Here is a 17,017-nt window from a genome sequence, read left to right as displayed (position 1 = left end):
AGCTCTACCTCAAAGTATTTTTTCATAGTATAATATGTAATGTTACATCAATCGTGAAGAAATTAAAAGTATTTTTTGACGTTTTGTGGTGTATGAATTATAATTATGAATAAAAACAAGGAGGCCAAATCCTCTGCTCCTGCATAGGGCAGTCGCATTTTGCTTCGCAAAACAAGGAGGCCAAATCCTCTGCTCCTGCTTGGGGCAGTCGCATTTTGCTTCGCAAAACAAGGAGGCCAAATCCTCTGCTCCTGCTTGGGGCAGTCGCATTTTGCTTCGCAAAACAAGGAGGATTTTATGATTTTTGAAACAGCTTCACCTGAAAGCACCGGCATACCTTCTTATGCTGTTAAAAATTTTCTGACACGGCTTGAGAAGCAGCAGCTTCCTCTTCACAGTGCAATTATTATGCGTCATGGAAAAATATGTGCTGAAACTTATTATGCACCATATAATAAAGATTCTCTTCACCGCATGTTTTCAATTACCAAAAGTTTTGTTTCTATGGCAATAGGATGTCTTGCAGAAGAGGGCAAACTTAAACTTGATGATAAAATTGTTGACTATTTTCCGGAAAAGCAGCCAGAAAGCGGAACTTACAAATACACAGCAATGCTCACTATCCGTGACATGCTGAAGATGAAAACATGTCATACAAAGACTACTTATAAAAATCCAGGTGTTACAGACTGGGTCGGCTCATTTTTTACAACTAAACCAACTCATGTTCCCGGAACTGTTTTTTCATATGATACTTCTTCAACACATGTACTTGGTGCACTTGTTGAGAAATTATCGGGAATGACTATTCTTGATTACCTGAGAAGCAAGGGGCTTGACGAACTTGGCTTTTCTAAAGATGCCCATATTCTTACAGACCCTCAAGGCATTGAGATGGGCGGTTCCGGAATGTGTGCATCTTCAAGGGATATTCTTCTTATGATGATGCTTATAAAAGGTGATGGTGCTTTAAACGGCAGGCAGTATTTTCCAAAAGACTATGTCAAAGCTGCAAAAAGCCTCCAGAGCGATACATATGGAAAACAGGGCACGTTTGAAGAAATGCAGGGTTACGGATACCAGATATGGCTCACCAGAAACGGTGGTTATGTTTTATTTGGAATGGGAGGACAACTCGCATTATATGTTCCTGATAAAGATATTTTTATGATTACAACTGCCGATGCACAGGGGCGTCAGGGCGGTGTACAGCTTATCTATGATGCATTCTGGGATGAGATTTATTCTGCAATTGACAGTGATTCTCTTCCCGAAAATAAAAAAGCACATGATGAACTTATAAAATACTGCGAAAGCCGCACTGTAATGAATATTACCGGCAGCAGCACAAGCAGCCTTGAGTGTGATATAACAGATAAAATTTATATATGTGATGAAAATGCATGCGGTGTTAAGAGCATACAGTTAAACATAGATAAAACAACTCACACAGGCCATCTTTCTATAAAAAACAACGATGGCATCCAGGTTATTGATTTCGGAATGTGTACAAATGAATATGGCATTTTCCCTGGATATGACCTTGAATATGCTGCATCAGCCGCATGGCGTATGGAAGATTATCTTCTTATAAAAATACAGATTATTGACAGTGCTGTCGGTAATCTTTATATCGGGCTGTCTTTTAAGGATTCATACCTAACTGTTATGATGCGTAAAACAGTTGAAGATTTGTTTAACGAATATGATGGTATTTTCAGCGGAAGAACAATGTAAACTGTAAAAACGGGCTGCACACTTTCTAAGTGTGTCAGCCCGTTCATAATACATATTCAAGCATCTGCTTTATTCTTATATCATACGTGTGTAATTCTTTTACCTTTTTATGTCCGTTTTCGGCAATCTGCTTTCTTTCGTCCTCATGCTCAAGATAATAAAGAGCTTTTGCCTGCATATCGGAAAGGCTGTCATAAAATACAATATCTTTTCCATTCTCAAAAAATGATAAAAATTCCGGCTGGAAATTAGTCAGAAGAAATCCACCCGCACCAAGCACGTCCCACACACGCAGCGGAATTCCGCTTCTAATATTTCTTATCGTAAAATTCATATTGATTTTACTTGCAGCAAACACTTTCGGCATATCATTAAAATAACTGACCGTTCCACGAATAATTACATTTCTTAGCCTGTCCTTTGCCGGGTCATCTGTATACAGGTCAACCTTTGCAGCCTTTGCAAGCAGATTAAGACACTCTATTCTTTCTGTCTGTGCCATTTTATAGCCCAGGAATGTATTGGTAAATATAAGTTTTATATCGGAAAAGCTGTTTTCATCCTGCCTGAAATCCACACACTCAGAAAGTTCTGCAAGAATATCTGGCGTCAGTATTCTGTCAAAAATGTTATCGCCGAAAATATCAAGCTGTGCCCGAAACGCCGAGTCAAAATATCCTCTTAAATAAGGTGGAAGGCTTTCATAAATATCATCATACGAATTCTTGTCATACAATCCTCCGACAAATGAAATATCGGAGCTGAATTTTTCCTTCTCGTCCGGTTTGGTATTTTCAAGCAGATGCTCAAGTCTTTCCGAATCCACTGCAAGCGGGAGATAATATACGTGATTAAGCTCCATTGCCTTAAATTGCATATAATTAAACTTGTCAAATATAAATATGTAATTGCACGGATTGTATACAGAATCGTGATACATCGTAAGCATCGGACTGTCTACAGTCCATGAAATATACTTTTTCCCTGCTTTCATGCAGGCACCCGAAACTTCCTGAAAATAATTTACCGAAAATACAATGTCATATCCAGCAAATTTTTCAGCAAGCATATTTTCTATTTCTTCCTGTTTTTCACGCACAAAATCGACAGCATTAAATACGTGCACTTCATGCCCTGCACGTTCTAATGCTGCCTTTATGTCTTCCTGATTAAATACTTTCCATTTGTACAATAAGAATCTCACTTTTTAAAGCTCCGTTTTCTATGGGTGATTTACAATATTTACAGGAGTTTCGCCTGCACATACTTTTTTGAAATTACTCCATATTGTACCATATATTTTGTCAAATGTCTGTACTGTAAGACCACCTATATGAGGAGCTAACACTATTTTTTCTGCAAGTTCGCCGTCATTTTTCATTGCCTTAACTACAATATTGTCTTCTTTTACAGGCTCCGGAGCAAGAACATCAAGTCCTGCCGCCGCAATCTGACCGCTTTTTAAAGCTTCCAGAAGTGCCTCATTTTTTACAACTTCACCTCTCGCTGTATTTATAAGTATTGAACCTTTTTTCATCATTGCAAAACGCTCTTCGTTCATATACTCAAATGTTTCCTTATTTGACGGAATGTGAAGACTTACAATGTCACAGTTTTTTAAAATATCATCCACACTCATGTATGTTACGTTATATTCTTTTTCTTGTGAAGGCGATAACGGATATCTCTTGTTATAGCTTACACGACATCCGAATGCATTCAGAAGCTTTGCTGTCTCAATGCCAATATCGCCCATTCCTATTATTCCCACATGCATACTTCCAAGCTCGGAAATTCCCTCCATGCTCCAAGATGCTTTTGCTTCAATCTGTCTTCCCTCAAGCACGCGGTTATGTCCTGTAACGGCATGTCTTAAAACCATGAGCATAAGCATTACTGCCTGTTCCGCAACAGCGGTCTTGTTGGCACCTCTGTTATTACATACATAAATATGCTTTTCGTCTGCCGCTGCAAGGTTTATTCCTTCGTAACCTACGCCCTCGGAATGAATAATTTTAAGATTCGGCATCGCTTCTATAAGTTCTTTTGGAACAGGCGTAATGGCATCAGCCAGTATCGCATCGGCATCACCACCCATTTCAAGAAGCTTTGCCGTATCTTTTTCATATCCTGCAAAAACATACTCCCAGTCTTTTGAAAGATTACTGAAATCTGTAAATCTCTCCACTCTGTCACGGAGTGTCATAAACATAATTTTCATATTTTTTTAAGTTCACCGCTCTCAATTATTTTTTTGATAATTCCGACCATTTTTTCATTCTGGTCCATTCTGCCAACTGTAATTCTACTATAATCGAAATTACCTCTTATAATCAAGCCATATTTTTTACATTCTTCTGCAAATTCAGCAGCATTGTATCCTGTATTCACATAAAGGAAATTTGTCTCGGAAGGATATACGTAAAATCCCATTTTTGTAAATTCATCAGTAAGATATTTTCTGCCCTCAAGCATTGCTGCTTTTGTCTTTTTGATATATTCTTCATCGTCAAGTGCAGCCATTGCTCCTGCAAGTGCAACCCTGCTTCCTGTAAATACACTTGTGCATTTCTGGAGAATCGCATGCATTTCCTTATTACACATTGCATATCCTAATCTAACGCCTGCAAGACCATATAATTTTGAAAATGTTCTCGCAACAACAACATTTGTATCATCGCTGATTTCAGAAACCATACTCTTTACATCAGGATTGCTTGAAAGCTCGATATAAGCTTCATCAACAACAATGATTATATCTTTCGGAACTTTATGTATAAACTCTTTTAATTCTTCACTGTCAACAACCGTACCTGTAGGATTGTTCGGATTACATATGCAAATCATCTTTGTCTTATCAGTGATTGCGTTATACATTGCTTTTAAATCAAATTTCAAGTCTTCTGTGAGAGGAAGGACTACAGGTGTTCCGTCATTTCGGATTACTGCTCCCGCATATGCTCCAAATGTAGGCTCACAGAATATTACTTCATCGCCTTTTTTGATAAATACTTCTCCCAGAAGCGATAAAATTCCACTCGCACCGACTGCAATAACTACATTATCGCCGCTGTCATCAAATCCATTCATAACACCGATTTTCTTTCTTATCTCAATACAGAATGGGTCAGGATAAATATGTACTCTTCCGACTTCCTTTGCCATTGCCTCAATTGCTTTCGGCGAAGGTCCGAACTGGTTTTCATTAGAAGCAAGTTTTAAAATATCTTCAGGTACGATTCCATATTTTTTTTCAACACTTTCTGCTGTATCTCCCGGTATGTATGCAGGTATATTCTTAATTCCGTCTTTTACTAAATCTTCTAAGCTCATAATAATCCTCCTTGTTTTATAAGGAAAATACGTCTGCCCTTGCAGGAGCAGAGGATTTACCCTCTTTGTTATAAAAGGCTGCCGCACTTATGTGTGGCAGCCCTCATGTCATGCCTTTAGTTACTATTAATTATTATCTTTTATTCTGCTGCCTTGATGAACTTGAGAAGAATCTGACCGGCTGAATCAAATGAGTAACCTGTGTATTTTGGATTTAAGAGGCAGATTGTCTTATTTGTTGCAAGCGGTGCAACATATGCCTTGTCTGTTACAAGAAGCTTTTCTGCATCATGCATTATAGTATTTCTCTTTGTCTCATCAAGTTCTGCTGTCGCATCCTCACAAAGCTTGTCATAATCAGCGTCTTTAATTCCTGCATCATTAAGTCCGGATGTTGATGTCCACATAAGCAGATAATCCATTGCATCATCATAATCGGCTGTCCAGTTATGTCTTGTCATATCAAAGTTTCCTGATTTTCTCTCTGATACACATACCTGTGATTCCATACCGTTAAGTTCAACATTAATGTTAAGTGCTGACTTTAACTGTGCCTGTATTGCCTGTGCAATAAGTTTATCCTGTTCATTATTAGGATAGTTGTATGTAACAGTAGGGAAACCTGCTCCGTTAGGATAACCTGCCTCGGCAAGAAGTGATTTTGCCTTTGCAATGTCCTCTGTTACCATCTCTCCTGATTCATCACTGAATTTCTTACCTGTTCCGAGATTAGAAAGCATGTATTTTGCAATAAACTGTGTTGATGCCTCGTAGTCATCACCGACTGTCTTACAGATTTCTGCTCTGCTAAGTGCCATAGATATTGCTCTTCTTACCTTATCGTTGTTAAATGGTGCCTTTGTCACGTTGAAAAGTATAAATCTTGTTGTGATATTAGGCTGTAATACCAAATCGCTCTTGCCCTGGTACTCTGACATTACATAAGCCGGAAGATTTGTTGCAAAATCAACTTCGTTTGTCTTATAAGCTGAAACTGCTGCTGTCGCATCATCTATAAACTTAACTGTAATATCTTCAAGATATACCTTATCAGCATCATAATAGTTAGGATTCTTCTTTAACTTATAATACTGGCCCTGTACATATTCGGTCATGTAAAATGCACCATTTGCAAGGTTTGTCTTAGGGTCTGTATACCATGTCTCATTTTCATTTGTTGCAATTCCTGCCTTTGAAGGATAACAGCACTGCATTGCAATGAGCTTTAAGAAATATGAACAAGGTTTTACAAGTTTGAATTCAATTGTGTAATCATCAGGTGCTGTAACACCGACATTATCTACAGATGCAGTTCCTGCATATGCTTCTGTGGCTCCCACAATCGGGCTTAACATATCCGCATATATTGATTTTGATGTCTTTCCATCAAGTGAACGCTTGATTGTGTTTACAAAATCGGCTGATGTTACTGCTGAACCGTCACTCCATTTTGCGTCTTTTCTAAGATGGAATGTCCAAGTAAGTCCATCCGAACTTTCCTCGTATGACTCAGCCATCGCCTTACTTACCTTACCATCTGAATCATATGTTACAAGCGGTTCGAGACAAAGTCTTGAATACTGGATAAACATACCGAGTGCAACACCCGCAGGGTCTAAGTCACCTTCGGTATTACCTCCCTGAATTGTAATAGATTTTGTTGAAGCTGATGTGCTTCCTGCACCGCCGCAGCCTGTAAACATTGTCATTGTGGTTACGACTGCCAGCACTACTGCTGCCATTTTCTTAAAAAAACCTTTTCTCATATTAATTCCTCCTTTTTTGTTCGGGGTATCTATTAACAGCCTTATGGCGTGTTAATCAATTTGTTTTATGCCGGCACAAGTGTGTGCACAATATTTTGACACTGCAATTATAAATAATCAAAACAGGCAACCTTTCTGTCTCCAACATTTACCATGATTGGCGGTCCTGCGAGACATTCTTCTCTGCATCTCGGACACCTTGATGCAAAAGGACAGCCTGTCGGCATATCAAGAGGGCTTGGTATTTCGCCCTTTAACATGATTCTCTTACTTTCCCTTGCCAGCTTAGGGTCAGGAATAGGAGCGGCTGACATAAGTGCTTCCGTGTATGGATGAAGCGGGTGATTATACACTTCATCGGCATCTCCGAATTCTACGAGATGTCCCAGATACATAACTCCTATTTTATGGCTTATATGTTTTACCATTCCCAGATCATGGGCGATAAACAAATATGAAATTCCCTGTTCGTCCTGAATCTTTTCAAGAAGATTAATTATCTGTGCCTGAATTGAAACATCCAGTGCTGATATAGGTTCATCGCAGACTATAAAATCAGGATTTAATGCAAGAGTTCTTGCAATTCCAACTCTCTGTCTCTGACCTCCCGAAAACTCATGCGGATATCTTCTGATATGGTCGGGCTTTAATCCAACGAGTTCAAGAAGTTCATAAACCTTTTCTTTTCTCTCAGCCTTTGTATACATGTTATGGATTACCATAGGTTCTTCGATAATGTCACCGATTGTAAATCTCGGATTAAGACTCGCATATGGGTCCTGAAATATCATCTGCATGCTTTTTCTTAAATTGTGCATTTTTTTGTTACTGAGTTTCGTTATATTCTGTCCGCGGTAAAATATTTCTCCGCCTGTAGGCTCATATATTTTCATAATTGTTCTGCCGAGTGTTGATTTGCCGCAGCCGCTCTCACCGACAAGACCTACTGTTTCGCCTTCCATAACATCGAGTGAAATTCCGTCAACAGCCTTAACATATTGGCTCATATGGATATAACCTCTTTTTGCGAGGAAATATTTTTCAAGCTCTTTTACACGAATAATCGGTGTATTTTCCTTTACATTTTCTGTCATAAGCCCTGCCTCCGTTTCTTTGTCCCTGATTTAAGCTTTTTGATTTTTAAGTATTATAATCTCTGCCAATCATCCATTCACTGCTGCTGACTGTTCCTGAACAATTTTGTCTGCACTGTCTTTGCAATATTCCCAGCAGCTGCAATATTGGTCTTCTGAAAACTGCGTCCTGCATGGCATATAATCCTTACAGATTTTCATTGCCTTACTGCATCTTGGCATAAACGCACAACCCGAATTAAGCTTTAACAAATCAGGCGGTGTTCCCGGAATCGGGATAAGTGACTGACGTTCACCGTTTGTATGAGTTCCTATACTTCTTAAAAGTCCCATTGTGTATGGGTGCTTAGGATTATAAAAAATCTCATCTGTTGTTCCGTGTTCAACAATCTGTCCGCCGTACATAATGTTAATTTTCTGACAAAGTGTTGCAACTACGCCGAGATCATGTGTTATCATAATAATCGCTGTTCCCGTTTCCTCGGCTATCTGTTGTAAAAGTTCCAATATCTGGCTCTGAACTGTAACATCCAGTGCCGTTGTAGGTTCATCTGCAATAATCAGCTTAGGATTGCATGAAAGTGCAATCGCTATGATAATTCGTTGTCTCATACCACCTGAAAACTGGAACGGATACTGGTCGATTCTCTTTTCCGGACTTGGTATTCCGACTTTTTTCATAAGCTCTATAGCTCTTTCTCTCGCTTCCTTTTTACTGCACTTTGTATGTCTTAAAATCTGTTCCTCAATCTGTGTTCCGACTTTCAATATCGGATTTAAGAATGTCATCGGGTCCTGAAAAATCATTCCTATATCATTGCCCCTTATTTCCTGCATTCTTTTTTCATATGCTTTTTTATTGTTTTTGTATTTTTCGCTTATTGGAGAAATCTCCTCACCATCAAATATAATGCTGCCAGATACGATTCTTCCGTTGTCTGCCAAAAGTCCCATTAAGGAAAGCATTCCGACACTTTTTCCGGAACCGGATTCACCGACAATTCCTAATATTTCTCCTTTTTCAAGACTGTAATTGACATTTCTTACTGCCTTTACAATTCCCTGTCCTGTTTTAAATTCTGTTGTCAGATTTTTTATTTCCAAGAGTTTCATAGGCGTGCCTCCTTATCTCTTTCCCTTAGGATTTAATGCTGAGTTCAAACCTTCACCGATGAAGTTAAGGCTGAAGATTGTTACACAAATAGCCGCTACAGGAAACAGCATCTGATATGGGAAAATCTCAAGATATGTTCTTGCATCCTGTGCCAGTGTACCGAGACTTGCCATCGGTGCCGAAATACCTACACCTACGAAGCTAAGAAAAGCTTCCATAAATATTGCCTGAGGTATCATAAGTGTTACTGTTACAATAATTGTTCCGAGTGAATTGACAATCAGGTGTTTAAATAAAATCCTTCTGCTATTCGCTCCCAGAACAAATGCGGCAAGTGCAAATTCCTGTTCTTTTAATGTAATAATCTGTGACCTTACCATTCTTGCCATTGAAATCCAGCCTGCCACGCAGACACCAATAATAATGCTTCGCACATTTGAACCGAATATCAGCATTATGAGGATTATGTAGAGAAGTTCAGGTATTGAATAAAGAATATCCGTAAGTCTCATCATCCACATATCAACACGTCCTCCGACGTATCCTGCGATACCACCGTAAATAACACCGATTATCGTATTAATAGCTGCTGTAACAATACCAACCATAAGACTGATTCTTGCACCATAAAGAACTCTTGTAAAAAGGTCTCTTCCGAATCTGTCTGTTCCAAACCAGTGTGCTGCACTGGGACGCTGGTTCATTATTGCTGTATCCATTCCGTCATATGAATATGGGGAAATCATCGGTCCGAATATTGCCATAAGTGCAATTATTAAAAATATTACAAGTGCAATCATTGCTCTTTTATTTTTTACGAACCTCTCACAGACATCTTTAAAAAAGCTCTTGCTTTCAATGGCGATAAATTCATCATTCTTTTCGTCTGGGTCTATCGGTTCAAAATATTCTGATTTATTTAACATGGCACTTACCTCCTACTTTGAAAGTTTTATTCTAGGATCAACAACAGCTGATATAATATCAACCAGAAGATTGCATACAATAATCATCGCACCGATAAAAATTGTCATTCCCATAATAATCGTATAATCTCTGTTGGAAATCGCATTTACAAACTCGCGTCCGATACCTGGAATAGCAAATACATTTTCAATTACAAAACTACCTGTAAGAAGGAATGCTATCATTGGACCTGCGATTGTAATTACAGGTAAAATCGCATTTTTCAAAATATGCTTAAAAGTAATAGTGCTCTTTTTAAGACCTTTCGCCTTTGCCATTACCACATAGTCCTGATTCATTGCTTCGCTGTAGCTTGACTGTACAAGTCTTGAAATCTGTGAAATCGGATATGCCGACATCGCAAGAACAGGAAGTATATAATGTCTCGGTGTTGTAAGTCCCGTTGCCGGAAGCACTTTCAGGTAAACACCAAATACAAGCATTAAAAGAATCGCAAATACAAAGTTTGGAATACTTACACCAAGTGTAGTTCCGGTAAGAAGAATACCTCTCACCCATTCTTTTTTCGTTGCTGCCATCCATATTCCCATTGCAACTCCTACAATAAGTGAAAATACAAATGCACTTAATCCGAGTGAAACCGTATTCGGAAGTCCCTGTGCAATAATTGTATTTACTGAAACACCTGTCTTTTTGTAAGACACTCCCAAATCTCCATGTAAGAGATTCTTCATATACAGTAAATACTGCTGGTCAAGCGGCTTATCCAATCCATATTTTGAATTGAGCTGTGCAAGTGCCGTAGCTGAAATATTGTCTGATGAAAACGGATTGCCGGGCATCAGTCTTGTCAGAAAAAATGTTATTGTAATAAGAACAAACAGGGTAACTATTCCTAACCCCAGTCTTTTTAAAATATACTTCAGCATAATTTTCTCCTCCTTTTTTCTTTTCTGAATTAGTATAAAAAAAGACCCTGTTGTTTTTTCATTCAACAGCGCCTTTGCTATATTCCTCTTTTTCTTTTTTATTCAATTGTAAAATTCCATTTATGTATATAGTTGATACAAGTATAAGTGAACAGAAATCTGAAACACTTGAACTGTATAAAACTCCATTCAGTCCCAAAAATCTTGGAAGAATCAACAATGCCGGAATTAAAAATAATCCGTTCCTGCTGATTGAAATAAATGTTGCAACCTTTGGTTTTCCTATTGCCGAAAAGTACATCGAAGCCAATGTCTGAAATCCCAAGAATAGCATAAACATCTTTGATTTTCTCATTGCCATTGCTCCATATTCGGCAAGTTGGGCATCGCCGCTTGAAAATATTGCAAATAATGTTTTCGGTACAATCATCATCAGAAGCCATACCACCGTGCATATCACAAATGCAATTGCCTGACCAATCAATGCTGCATTTCTTGTCCTTTTGTACTGTTTTGCTCCATAATTGTAACTTATTATTGTAGATATTGCATTGTTCATTCCCAGTACAACCATAAGTGCAATGCTCTCAACAGTATTTACTACTGACAGTGCTGAGATTGCTAAATCTCCTCCGCCGGCTCCCATCTCATTATTACCATATATCATAAGTGAATTATTGGTTATGAGATTATTTACAAGACCAAAGCCCTGAAAAACTGCCGGTGCTGCACCAAGACCTGCAATTTCAAGCATCTTTTTAAATCTGACACTTTTTAATCCTGCCCATCTTAGTACACTTTTTTTCCTTGTAAAATACAAGGCACTTACCGTGGCTCCCACAACCTGGCTTAAAGCTGTCGCGGCTGCGGCTCCCTGTAATCCTGCATTGAATACTATGATAAAGAGTGCATCCAGACCAATATTTAGGAGTGCTCCTATCATTGAAACAACCATCGAATACCTGACATTTCCTTCTGCTCTTATTGCTCCTGCAAGTCCGAGATTCATAATCTGGAAAAACTGCCCAATTGCTATAATTCTTAAATAATCAACCGCCGGATTATGAAGTGCTGAACTTTCCCTCGCTCCACATAAAGATATAAGCTGACTGGCGAATATGAAGAAAAATAATGTAACAATAAATGCAAGTATGGCTCCCATTGAAACAATATTCGTAAAAGCTTCGTCTGCTTTGTCTTTTTCTTTTCTTCCAAGTGATAAGGAAATAAGTGCCCCGCCTCCTATAGTAAGAAGAACGGTAATTGCTGAGGTTACATTGTTTAACGGAAACATAAGTCCAATTGCTCCCAATGCATTTCTTCCAACAAACTGACCTACAAATAATCTGTCAACCACATTATATAATGCAGTTGTTATATTGCCGCATATTGCCGGAATCGACATAGAAACAATTAAGGGAAATAATTTTTTTGTACCGAGTGCATTAACCCTTTCACCCGCTTCCATGTCATCACCTCACTTTTTTGTTTTATGCTTTTGTTTTGCATGAGCTTATATTACACACGTATAATCATTTTGTCAATATGTATTTTTATACTTCATACACAACTTTAGTGTTTTTTGATTTTTATTTAACATAATTAGGTTATTTTCCATTTTCACCATATTATATTAAGTTATATATGATTTTAATTGTCTTTAAAACTTTCTTTAACGCGTTAAAACAGTATCTTGACTTTTATACATGTATAATTTAAACTCTTTTATATAAAGCAGATGGACAGCTTTTAACAGCTTCTGCTGCTGATATAAAATAATATAAAATAAGAAAGGACTGACTGCTATGAAAGTACAGGTATTAGTAAGTAAACCAAAAAGTTTGGACATAACTCTTAATGAAATGATGGAAAAATGGCATATGCTTGAATTAATTCCCGGTCTTGAATGTCATTTTTATACTTATGACAAATCTCTTACATCTGAAGAAATAAGCAATATTATTGATTCAGATACCGAGGCCGTAATCGGCGTTTATTTAAGGAAAGACCTTATCACTGAGGATTTCTTTATTAAACATGCAAAGCTTAAATATATGGCCGGAATGGCTCACGGATATGAGGAATTTGATGTTGAACTTACACACAAATACGGTGTTACGATAACCAATACAGCCTATGGTGCTTCTACAATCGCAGAATTTGCATTTGCTCTTCTTCTTGATATATGCCATAAGGTTGAACTTCACAGCAGCTATGTTAAGACACATGACTGGGTAAATGATCCATCTCCACGTTACATGTTCGGATTGAGTGACCAGATAGAACTTAACGGTATGACTTTCGGCATCATCGGTCTTGGAAAAATAGGTTATCATGCTGCACTTATTGCAAAAGGCTTTGGTATGAATGTTATTTCTTTCAACAGACATTTAAAAACCGGTGCCGAATATGATTTTATAGAGCAGGTAAGTCTTGATCAAGTTTTGTCACGCTCGGATGTAATATCGCTTCACACACCTCTTACCGATGCAACTAAAAACATTATTAATAAAGAAAGCATTGCTAAAATGAAAGACGGCGTTATATTAATAAACACATCCCGTGGTGGTCTTATAAATGAGGATGACCTCGTTAATGCCTTAAATTCAGGCAAAATTTATGCCGCCGGTCTTGATGTCATAAGTGAGGAGCCCCCACGCCATGACCTTGGAATCCTTCACTGTGAAAACGCTACGATAACAGACCATATCGCATACCTGCCAAAGACATCAAGACTGCGTTCAGTTTCGGTTGCCATATCTAATTTCAAGGCATATCTCGACGGCTGTCCTACAAGTGTAATCAATAAATAGTACAATGTTCTCATTTTACAATGCATCATTGACACCATATATCATCAGTGGTATACTAATACTAAATTAGTATAAGAATTGGAGAGTATCATGTCAAAAGGTGAAGAAACAAAAAACAGAATTCTTTTTGTGGCAAGAGATTTATTTTATGAATATGGATTCCATAAAACAACTGCCCGCATGATTTCTGAAAAAGCCAATACTAATCTTGGACTTTTGAATTATTACTTTAAAAATAAAAACGAGATGGGACTTATAATATACAGCAGTATCCGTGACAGGTTTGATGAACTTATCGCAGAATATTTTCCTGATATGGACGAGCTTACGCTGTTCCTGTTCTCTAGTACACTTGAACTTTATCTTTGTATTACAAATGAAAAATATGGCAATTTTTTTCATGAATTTATCGGTGGTGAACCAAAAAACAGACGTTTTATCCAGGAACATATCTCCGATGTATTCTGCCGCTATTCTTCAGAATATGCACAGACACCGGAATATACAATGCTTGCAACAATAAGTATATCGGCCATCAAACCTGCCGTTGTAGATTACGTTCTCAATCACAAAGGTGAGATTAAGACAGATACCTATTTAAGATATTATCTTGAACAGCAGCTTCACTTCCTTGGTCATAACAAAAGTGAAGCTGACTCATATATTGAAAAAGTTCATAAGTTTTATATAAGTGTTGCACCACGTTTTACACCGGTTATGACACCACTTGTTTAAAAACAAAAATGAAAGGACCTTTACACAGATGTTCATGTTACTTAAAAAGTTATCCACATCACGCATTATTGCTCTTGGATTTGCTATTGCAATACTTACAGGCTCAATACTTCTTATGCTGCCATGCAGTGTACGACCGGGCGTGCATCTTGAATATATAGACTCGCTTTACACATCAACAAGTGCTGTCTGCGTAACCGGACTTGTAAGTGTTGATGCCAAAGATACATTTACTCCTCTTGGACAATTTTTCCTTGCTATGCTCATTCAGATTGGCGGTCTTGGTGTTACTGCCATCGGTGCCGGAATTATCATTGCCATGGGAAAAAAAGTTAATATGAAAGGACGAAGCCTTATCCGTGATGCTCTTAATGTTGATTCCGGAAAAGGCATGATTATATTTATCCGCGATATTTTTATGACAACAGTTTTTTTTGAGCTGGTCGGTGCCATGTTAAGTTATATTGTATTTTCTAAGGATTATCCGCCCGTTGAGGCTCTCGGAATAAGCCTGTTCCACTCAATTGCGGCATTTAACAATTCCGGATTTGATATTCTTGGCAATTACCGGAGTCTTACAGGATATTATGATAATTTTACACTTAATATTATAACTTGTGTGCTCATATTCTTTGGAGGTATCGGTTTTCTTGTAATCCGTGAATTAAGAATTAAACATTTTCACTGGAAAAAGCTCTCTATGCATTCGCGTGTTGTAATTTCAATGAGTCTGTTCCTTATTGTTTCAGGTACACTTCTCATTAAGACAACTGAAAATATTTCATGGCTTGGTGCTTTTTTCCTTAGTTTTTCAACAAGAACAGCCGGTTTTTCAACATATCCACTCGGTAACTTTTCATCAGCCGGACTTCTCGTTGTGATTATACTTATGTTTATAGGTGCATCTCCAGGTTCAACCGGCGGCGGTATAAAGACGAGCACATTTTTTGTTTTATTGCAGGGAATCAAATCTGCAGCTACAAACAAATCTGAAAAGGCTTTTCACTATGCTGTTCCAAAAAATGCTTTCAGCAAAGCTGCAATTATAACAGCTATCGGAGCTGCCATAGTTCTTACCGGAACTTATATTATGCTTGTTTTACAACCCGAGCTTTCTTTTATAGATGTATTTTTTGAAGTAACAAGTGCATTCAGCACATCAGGATTATCAACAGGAATAACTCAGCAGTTAGGAATGGGGGCAAAGCTTCTTTCAATTATAATAATGTATGCCGGTCGCCTAGGTCCGCTAACGATTGTAACAGTATGGTATTTCAGCAAAGGTGAGCGTGTTTCTTACCCGGAAGGAAATATATCTGTCGGCTAAAACTGACGCATCTTTGGCAGTCCATAACATGCGAATACGGCTCACAGCCTACATAAACTTAGATACAAGGAGATTTATAATTTTATGTTTAAGAAATCAAAAAGTAATACAACTTCATACGGAATTGTCGGAATCGGTAGATTTGGATATGCTCTTGCTATTGAGCTTGCAAAAGAAGGCAATGATATTCTCATAATTGACTGCGATGAAGAAAAAGTTGCAGAGCTTCGTGAATATACTGAAAATGCATTTGTCGTTAAAAATATAGATAAAAAATCACTTCAATCCACTGGTATACAGAATTGTGATGTTGCTGTCGTGTGTATCGGCGAACAGCTCGACACTTCAATACTTACAACTCTTAATCTTGTATCAATGGGAATTCCACATGTAATTTCAAAAGCCAAAAGTGCTGAACATGGTGAGATTCTTGAAAAACTCGGTGCTGAAGTTGTATATCCGGAACGCGATATGGCTATAAGACTTGCCAACCGTCTCATTACTTCAAGTGTAATCGATTTTGTACAGCTTAGTGAACAGATTAATGTTTCAAAGATGAAAATTCCTGCCAATGCTATCGGAAAAAGTGTAATTGATCTCAATCTGCGTTCACGTTTTAACCTGAATATTATTGCAATTGAAAAAAGCGGTGTTGTTTCCAACACCGTTGACCCTCATTATACTTTCCAGAAAGATGACGTATTATATATATGTGGCGGACGTGACAGTCTCACTCAGTTTTCTGACTGGCTTTACAAATAATATTATTTTCAATCTTTTGTGCTGTTTTGCAAAAGCTTTCGAGTTCTTCTTCACTTATATTTTCGCAGAATACTTCGTCAGCCATAGCAAATATATCTATTACATCTTCGGCCTTTTTCCTTCCGTTATCTGTAAGTGATATAATAAATGAACGTCTGCACTCTGGATTGCTTTCACGAACAATCAGGCCGGCAGAAACAAGCCGGTCAATTGTTCTTGACATTGTTGTCACATCAAGGAAACATGCATCTGCAAGTTCTCTTTGATTCATCGGTCCCGACAGATATAACTCCCTTAAAATTCTCGGCTGTCCCTGCCCGACTGTGAGACCTATTTCTATAAAATACGGTCTTAAAAAATTTCTTCTTGAAAGCTCTATTTTAAATAATATATTTTTGATATCTTCATGTTTCATAAAGTAAAAACCTCTTTTTATATTTAATATATTGCATCTTCAATACCCAATTGTCTATATCCACA

At 37.8% G+C, this 17,017-nt stretch carries 15 protein-coding genes; 5 read left to right on the top strand and 10 right to left on the bottom strand.

Features of this window, described 5'->3' with window-relative positions; translation table 11 throughout:
• Nucleotides 1-297 precede the first annotated feature (297 nt).
• A complete protein-coding gene (locus tag H8S01_RS11975) occupies nt 298-1,737 on the top strand; it encodes a serine hydrolase domain-containing protein (RefSeq protein WP_186837321.1) in 1,440 nt (479 codons plus the stop codon).
• A 43-nt stretch (nt 1,738-1,780) separates the two neighbouring features.
• Here the strand turns inward: H8S01_RS11975 and H8S01_RS11970 are convergent, their stop codons facing one another.
• The 9 genes from H8S01_RS11970 to H8S01_RS11930 form a co-directional block, all read right to left on the bottom strand.
• Nucleotides 1,781-2,941: a CgeB family protein gene (locus tag H8S01_RS11970; protein ID WP_186837320.1), complete on the bottom strand. Its 1,161-nt coding sequence runs from the start codon at nt 2,939-2,941 to the stop codon at nt 1,781-1,783.
• A gap of 18 nt (nt 2,942-2,959) precedes the next feature.
• Nucleotides 2,960-3,958 (bottom strand): 2-hydroxyacid dehydrogenase, encoded by a 999-nt coding sequence (locus tag H8S01_RS11965; protein ID WP_186837319.1) that lies wholly within the window; start codon nt 3,956-3,958, stop codon nt 2,960-2,962.
• Nucleotides 3,955-5,070, bottom strand: coding sequence for a histidinol-phosphate transaminase (gene hisC / locus H8S01_RS11960; protein ID WP_186837318.1), 1,116 nt, complete (start codon nt 5,068-5,070; stop codon nt 3,955-3,957). Before hisC ends, H8S01_RS11965 begins: the two co-directional genes overlap by 4 nt.
• A 140-nt stretch (nt 5,071-5,210) precedes the next feature.
• A complete protein-coding gene (locus tag H8S01_RS11955; RefSeq protein WP_021865304.1) occupies nt 5,211-6,836 on the bottom strand; it encodes a peptide ABC transporter substrate-binding protein in 1,626 nt (541 codons plus the stop codon).
• A 107-nt stretch (nt 6,837-6,943) separates the two neighbouring features.
• A complete protein-coding gene (locus tag H8S01_RS11950) occupies nt 6,944-7,930 on the bottom strand; it encodes an ABC transporter ATP-binding protein (RefSeq protein ID WP_021865305.1) in 987 nt (328 codons plus the stop codon).
• 69 nt (nt 7,931-7,999) lie between these two features.
• Nucleotides 8,000-9,043 (bottom strand): ABC transporter ATP-binding protein, encoded by a 1,044-nt coding sequence (locus H8S01_RS11945; RefSeq protein ID WP_021865306.1) that lies wholly within the window; start codon nt 9,041-9,043, stop codon nt 8,000-8,002.
• A 12-nt stretch (nt 9,044-9,055) separates the two neighbouring features.
• Nucleotides 9,056-9,970 carry an ABC transporter permease gene (locus H8S01_RS11940; protein ID WP_186837317.1) on the bottom strand — a complete coding sequence of 305 codons (915 nt, stop codon included), beginning with the start codon at nt 9,968-9,970 and terminating at the stop codon, nt 9,056-9,058.
• A gap of 12 nt (nt 9,971-9,982) precedes the next feature.
• Complete coding sequence (locus H8S01_RS11935) at nt 9,983-10,900, bottom strand: ABC transporter permease (protein ID WP_186837316.1); 918 nt, start codon at nt 10,898-10,900, stop codon at nt 9,983-9,985.
• Nucleotides 10,901-10,958: 58 nt separating this feature from the next.
• Entirely contained in the window at nt 10,959-12,368 is a 1,410-nt protein-coding gene (locus tag H8S01_RS11930; RefSeq protein ID WP_186837315.1) for an MATE family efflux transporter, read from the bottom strand.
• Nucleotides 12,369-12,705: 337 nt separating this feature from the next.
• On the opposite strand from H8S01_RS11930, the gene H8S01_RS11925 reads away from it, so the two are divergent.
• The 4 genes from H8S01_RS11925 (at nt 12,706) to H8S01_RS11910 (ending at nt 16,537) form a co-directional block, all read left to right on the top strand.
• Complete coding sequence (locus H8S01_RS11925; RefSeq protein WP_186837314.1) at nt 12,706-13,713, top strand: 2-hydroxyacid dehydrogenase; 1,008 nt, start codon at nt 12,706-12,708, stop codon at nt 13,711-13,713.
• Between the two features lie 90 nt (nt 13,714-13,803).
• Entirely contained in the window at nt 13,804-14,448 is a 645-nt protein-coding gene (locus tag H8S01_RS11920; protein WP_021865312.1) for a TetR/AcrR family transcriptional regulator, read from the top strand.
• A 34-nt stretch (nt 14,449-14,482) separates the two neighbouring features.
• Nucleotides 14,483-15,775 (top strand): TrkH family potassium uptake protein, encoded by a 1,293-nt coding sequence (locus tag H8S01_RS11915; protein ID WP_243204368.1) that lies wholly within the window; start codon nt 14,483-14,485, stop codon nt 15,773-15,775.
• An 84-nt stretch (nt 15,776-15,859) separates the two neighbouring features.
• Nucleotides 15,860-16,537: a potassium channel family protein gene (locus H8S01_RS11910; RefSeq protein ID WP_021865314.1), complete on the top strand. Its 678-nt coding sequence runs from the start codon at nt 15,860-15,862 to the stop codon at nt 16,535-16,537.
• Here H8S01_RS11910 and H8S01_RS11905 read toward each other — a convergent pair.
• The gene (locus tag H8S01_RS11905) at nt 16,506-16,952 is read right to left on the bottom strand and encodes a MarR family winged helix-turn-helix transcriptional regulator (RefSeq protein WP_186837312.1); all 447 of its coding nucleotides are present in this window, start codon (nt 16,950-16,952) and stop codon (nt 16,506-16,508) included. The genes H8S01_RS11910 and H8S01_RS11905 overlap by 32 nt on opposite strands.
• Nucleotides 16,953-17,017 lie beyond the last annotated feature (65 nt).

Source organism: Lachnospira hominis (ex Liu et al. 2021), assembly GCF_014287955.1.
GTDB classification, from domain to species: Bacteria; Bacillota; Clostridia; order Lachnospirales; family Lachnospiraceae; genus Lachnospira; species Lachnospira hominis.
The sequence above is the reverse complement of the archived record's forward strand: the minus strand, read 5'-3'. Positions and strand labels throughout refer to the sequence as shown.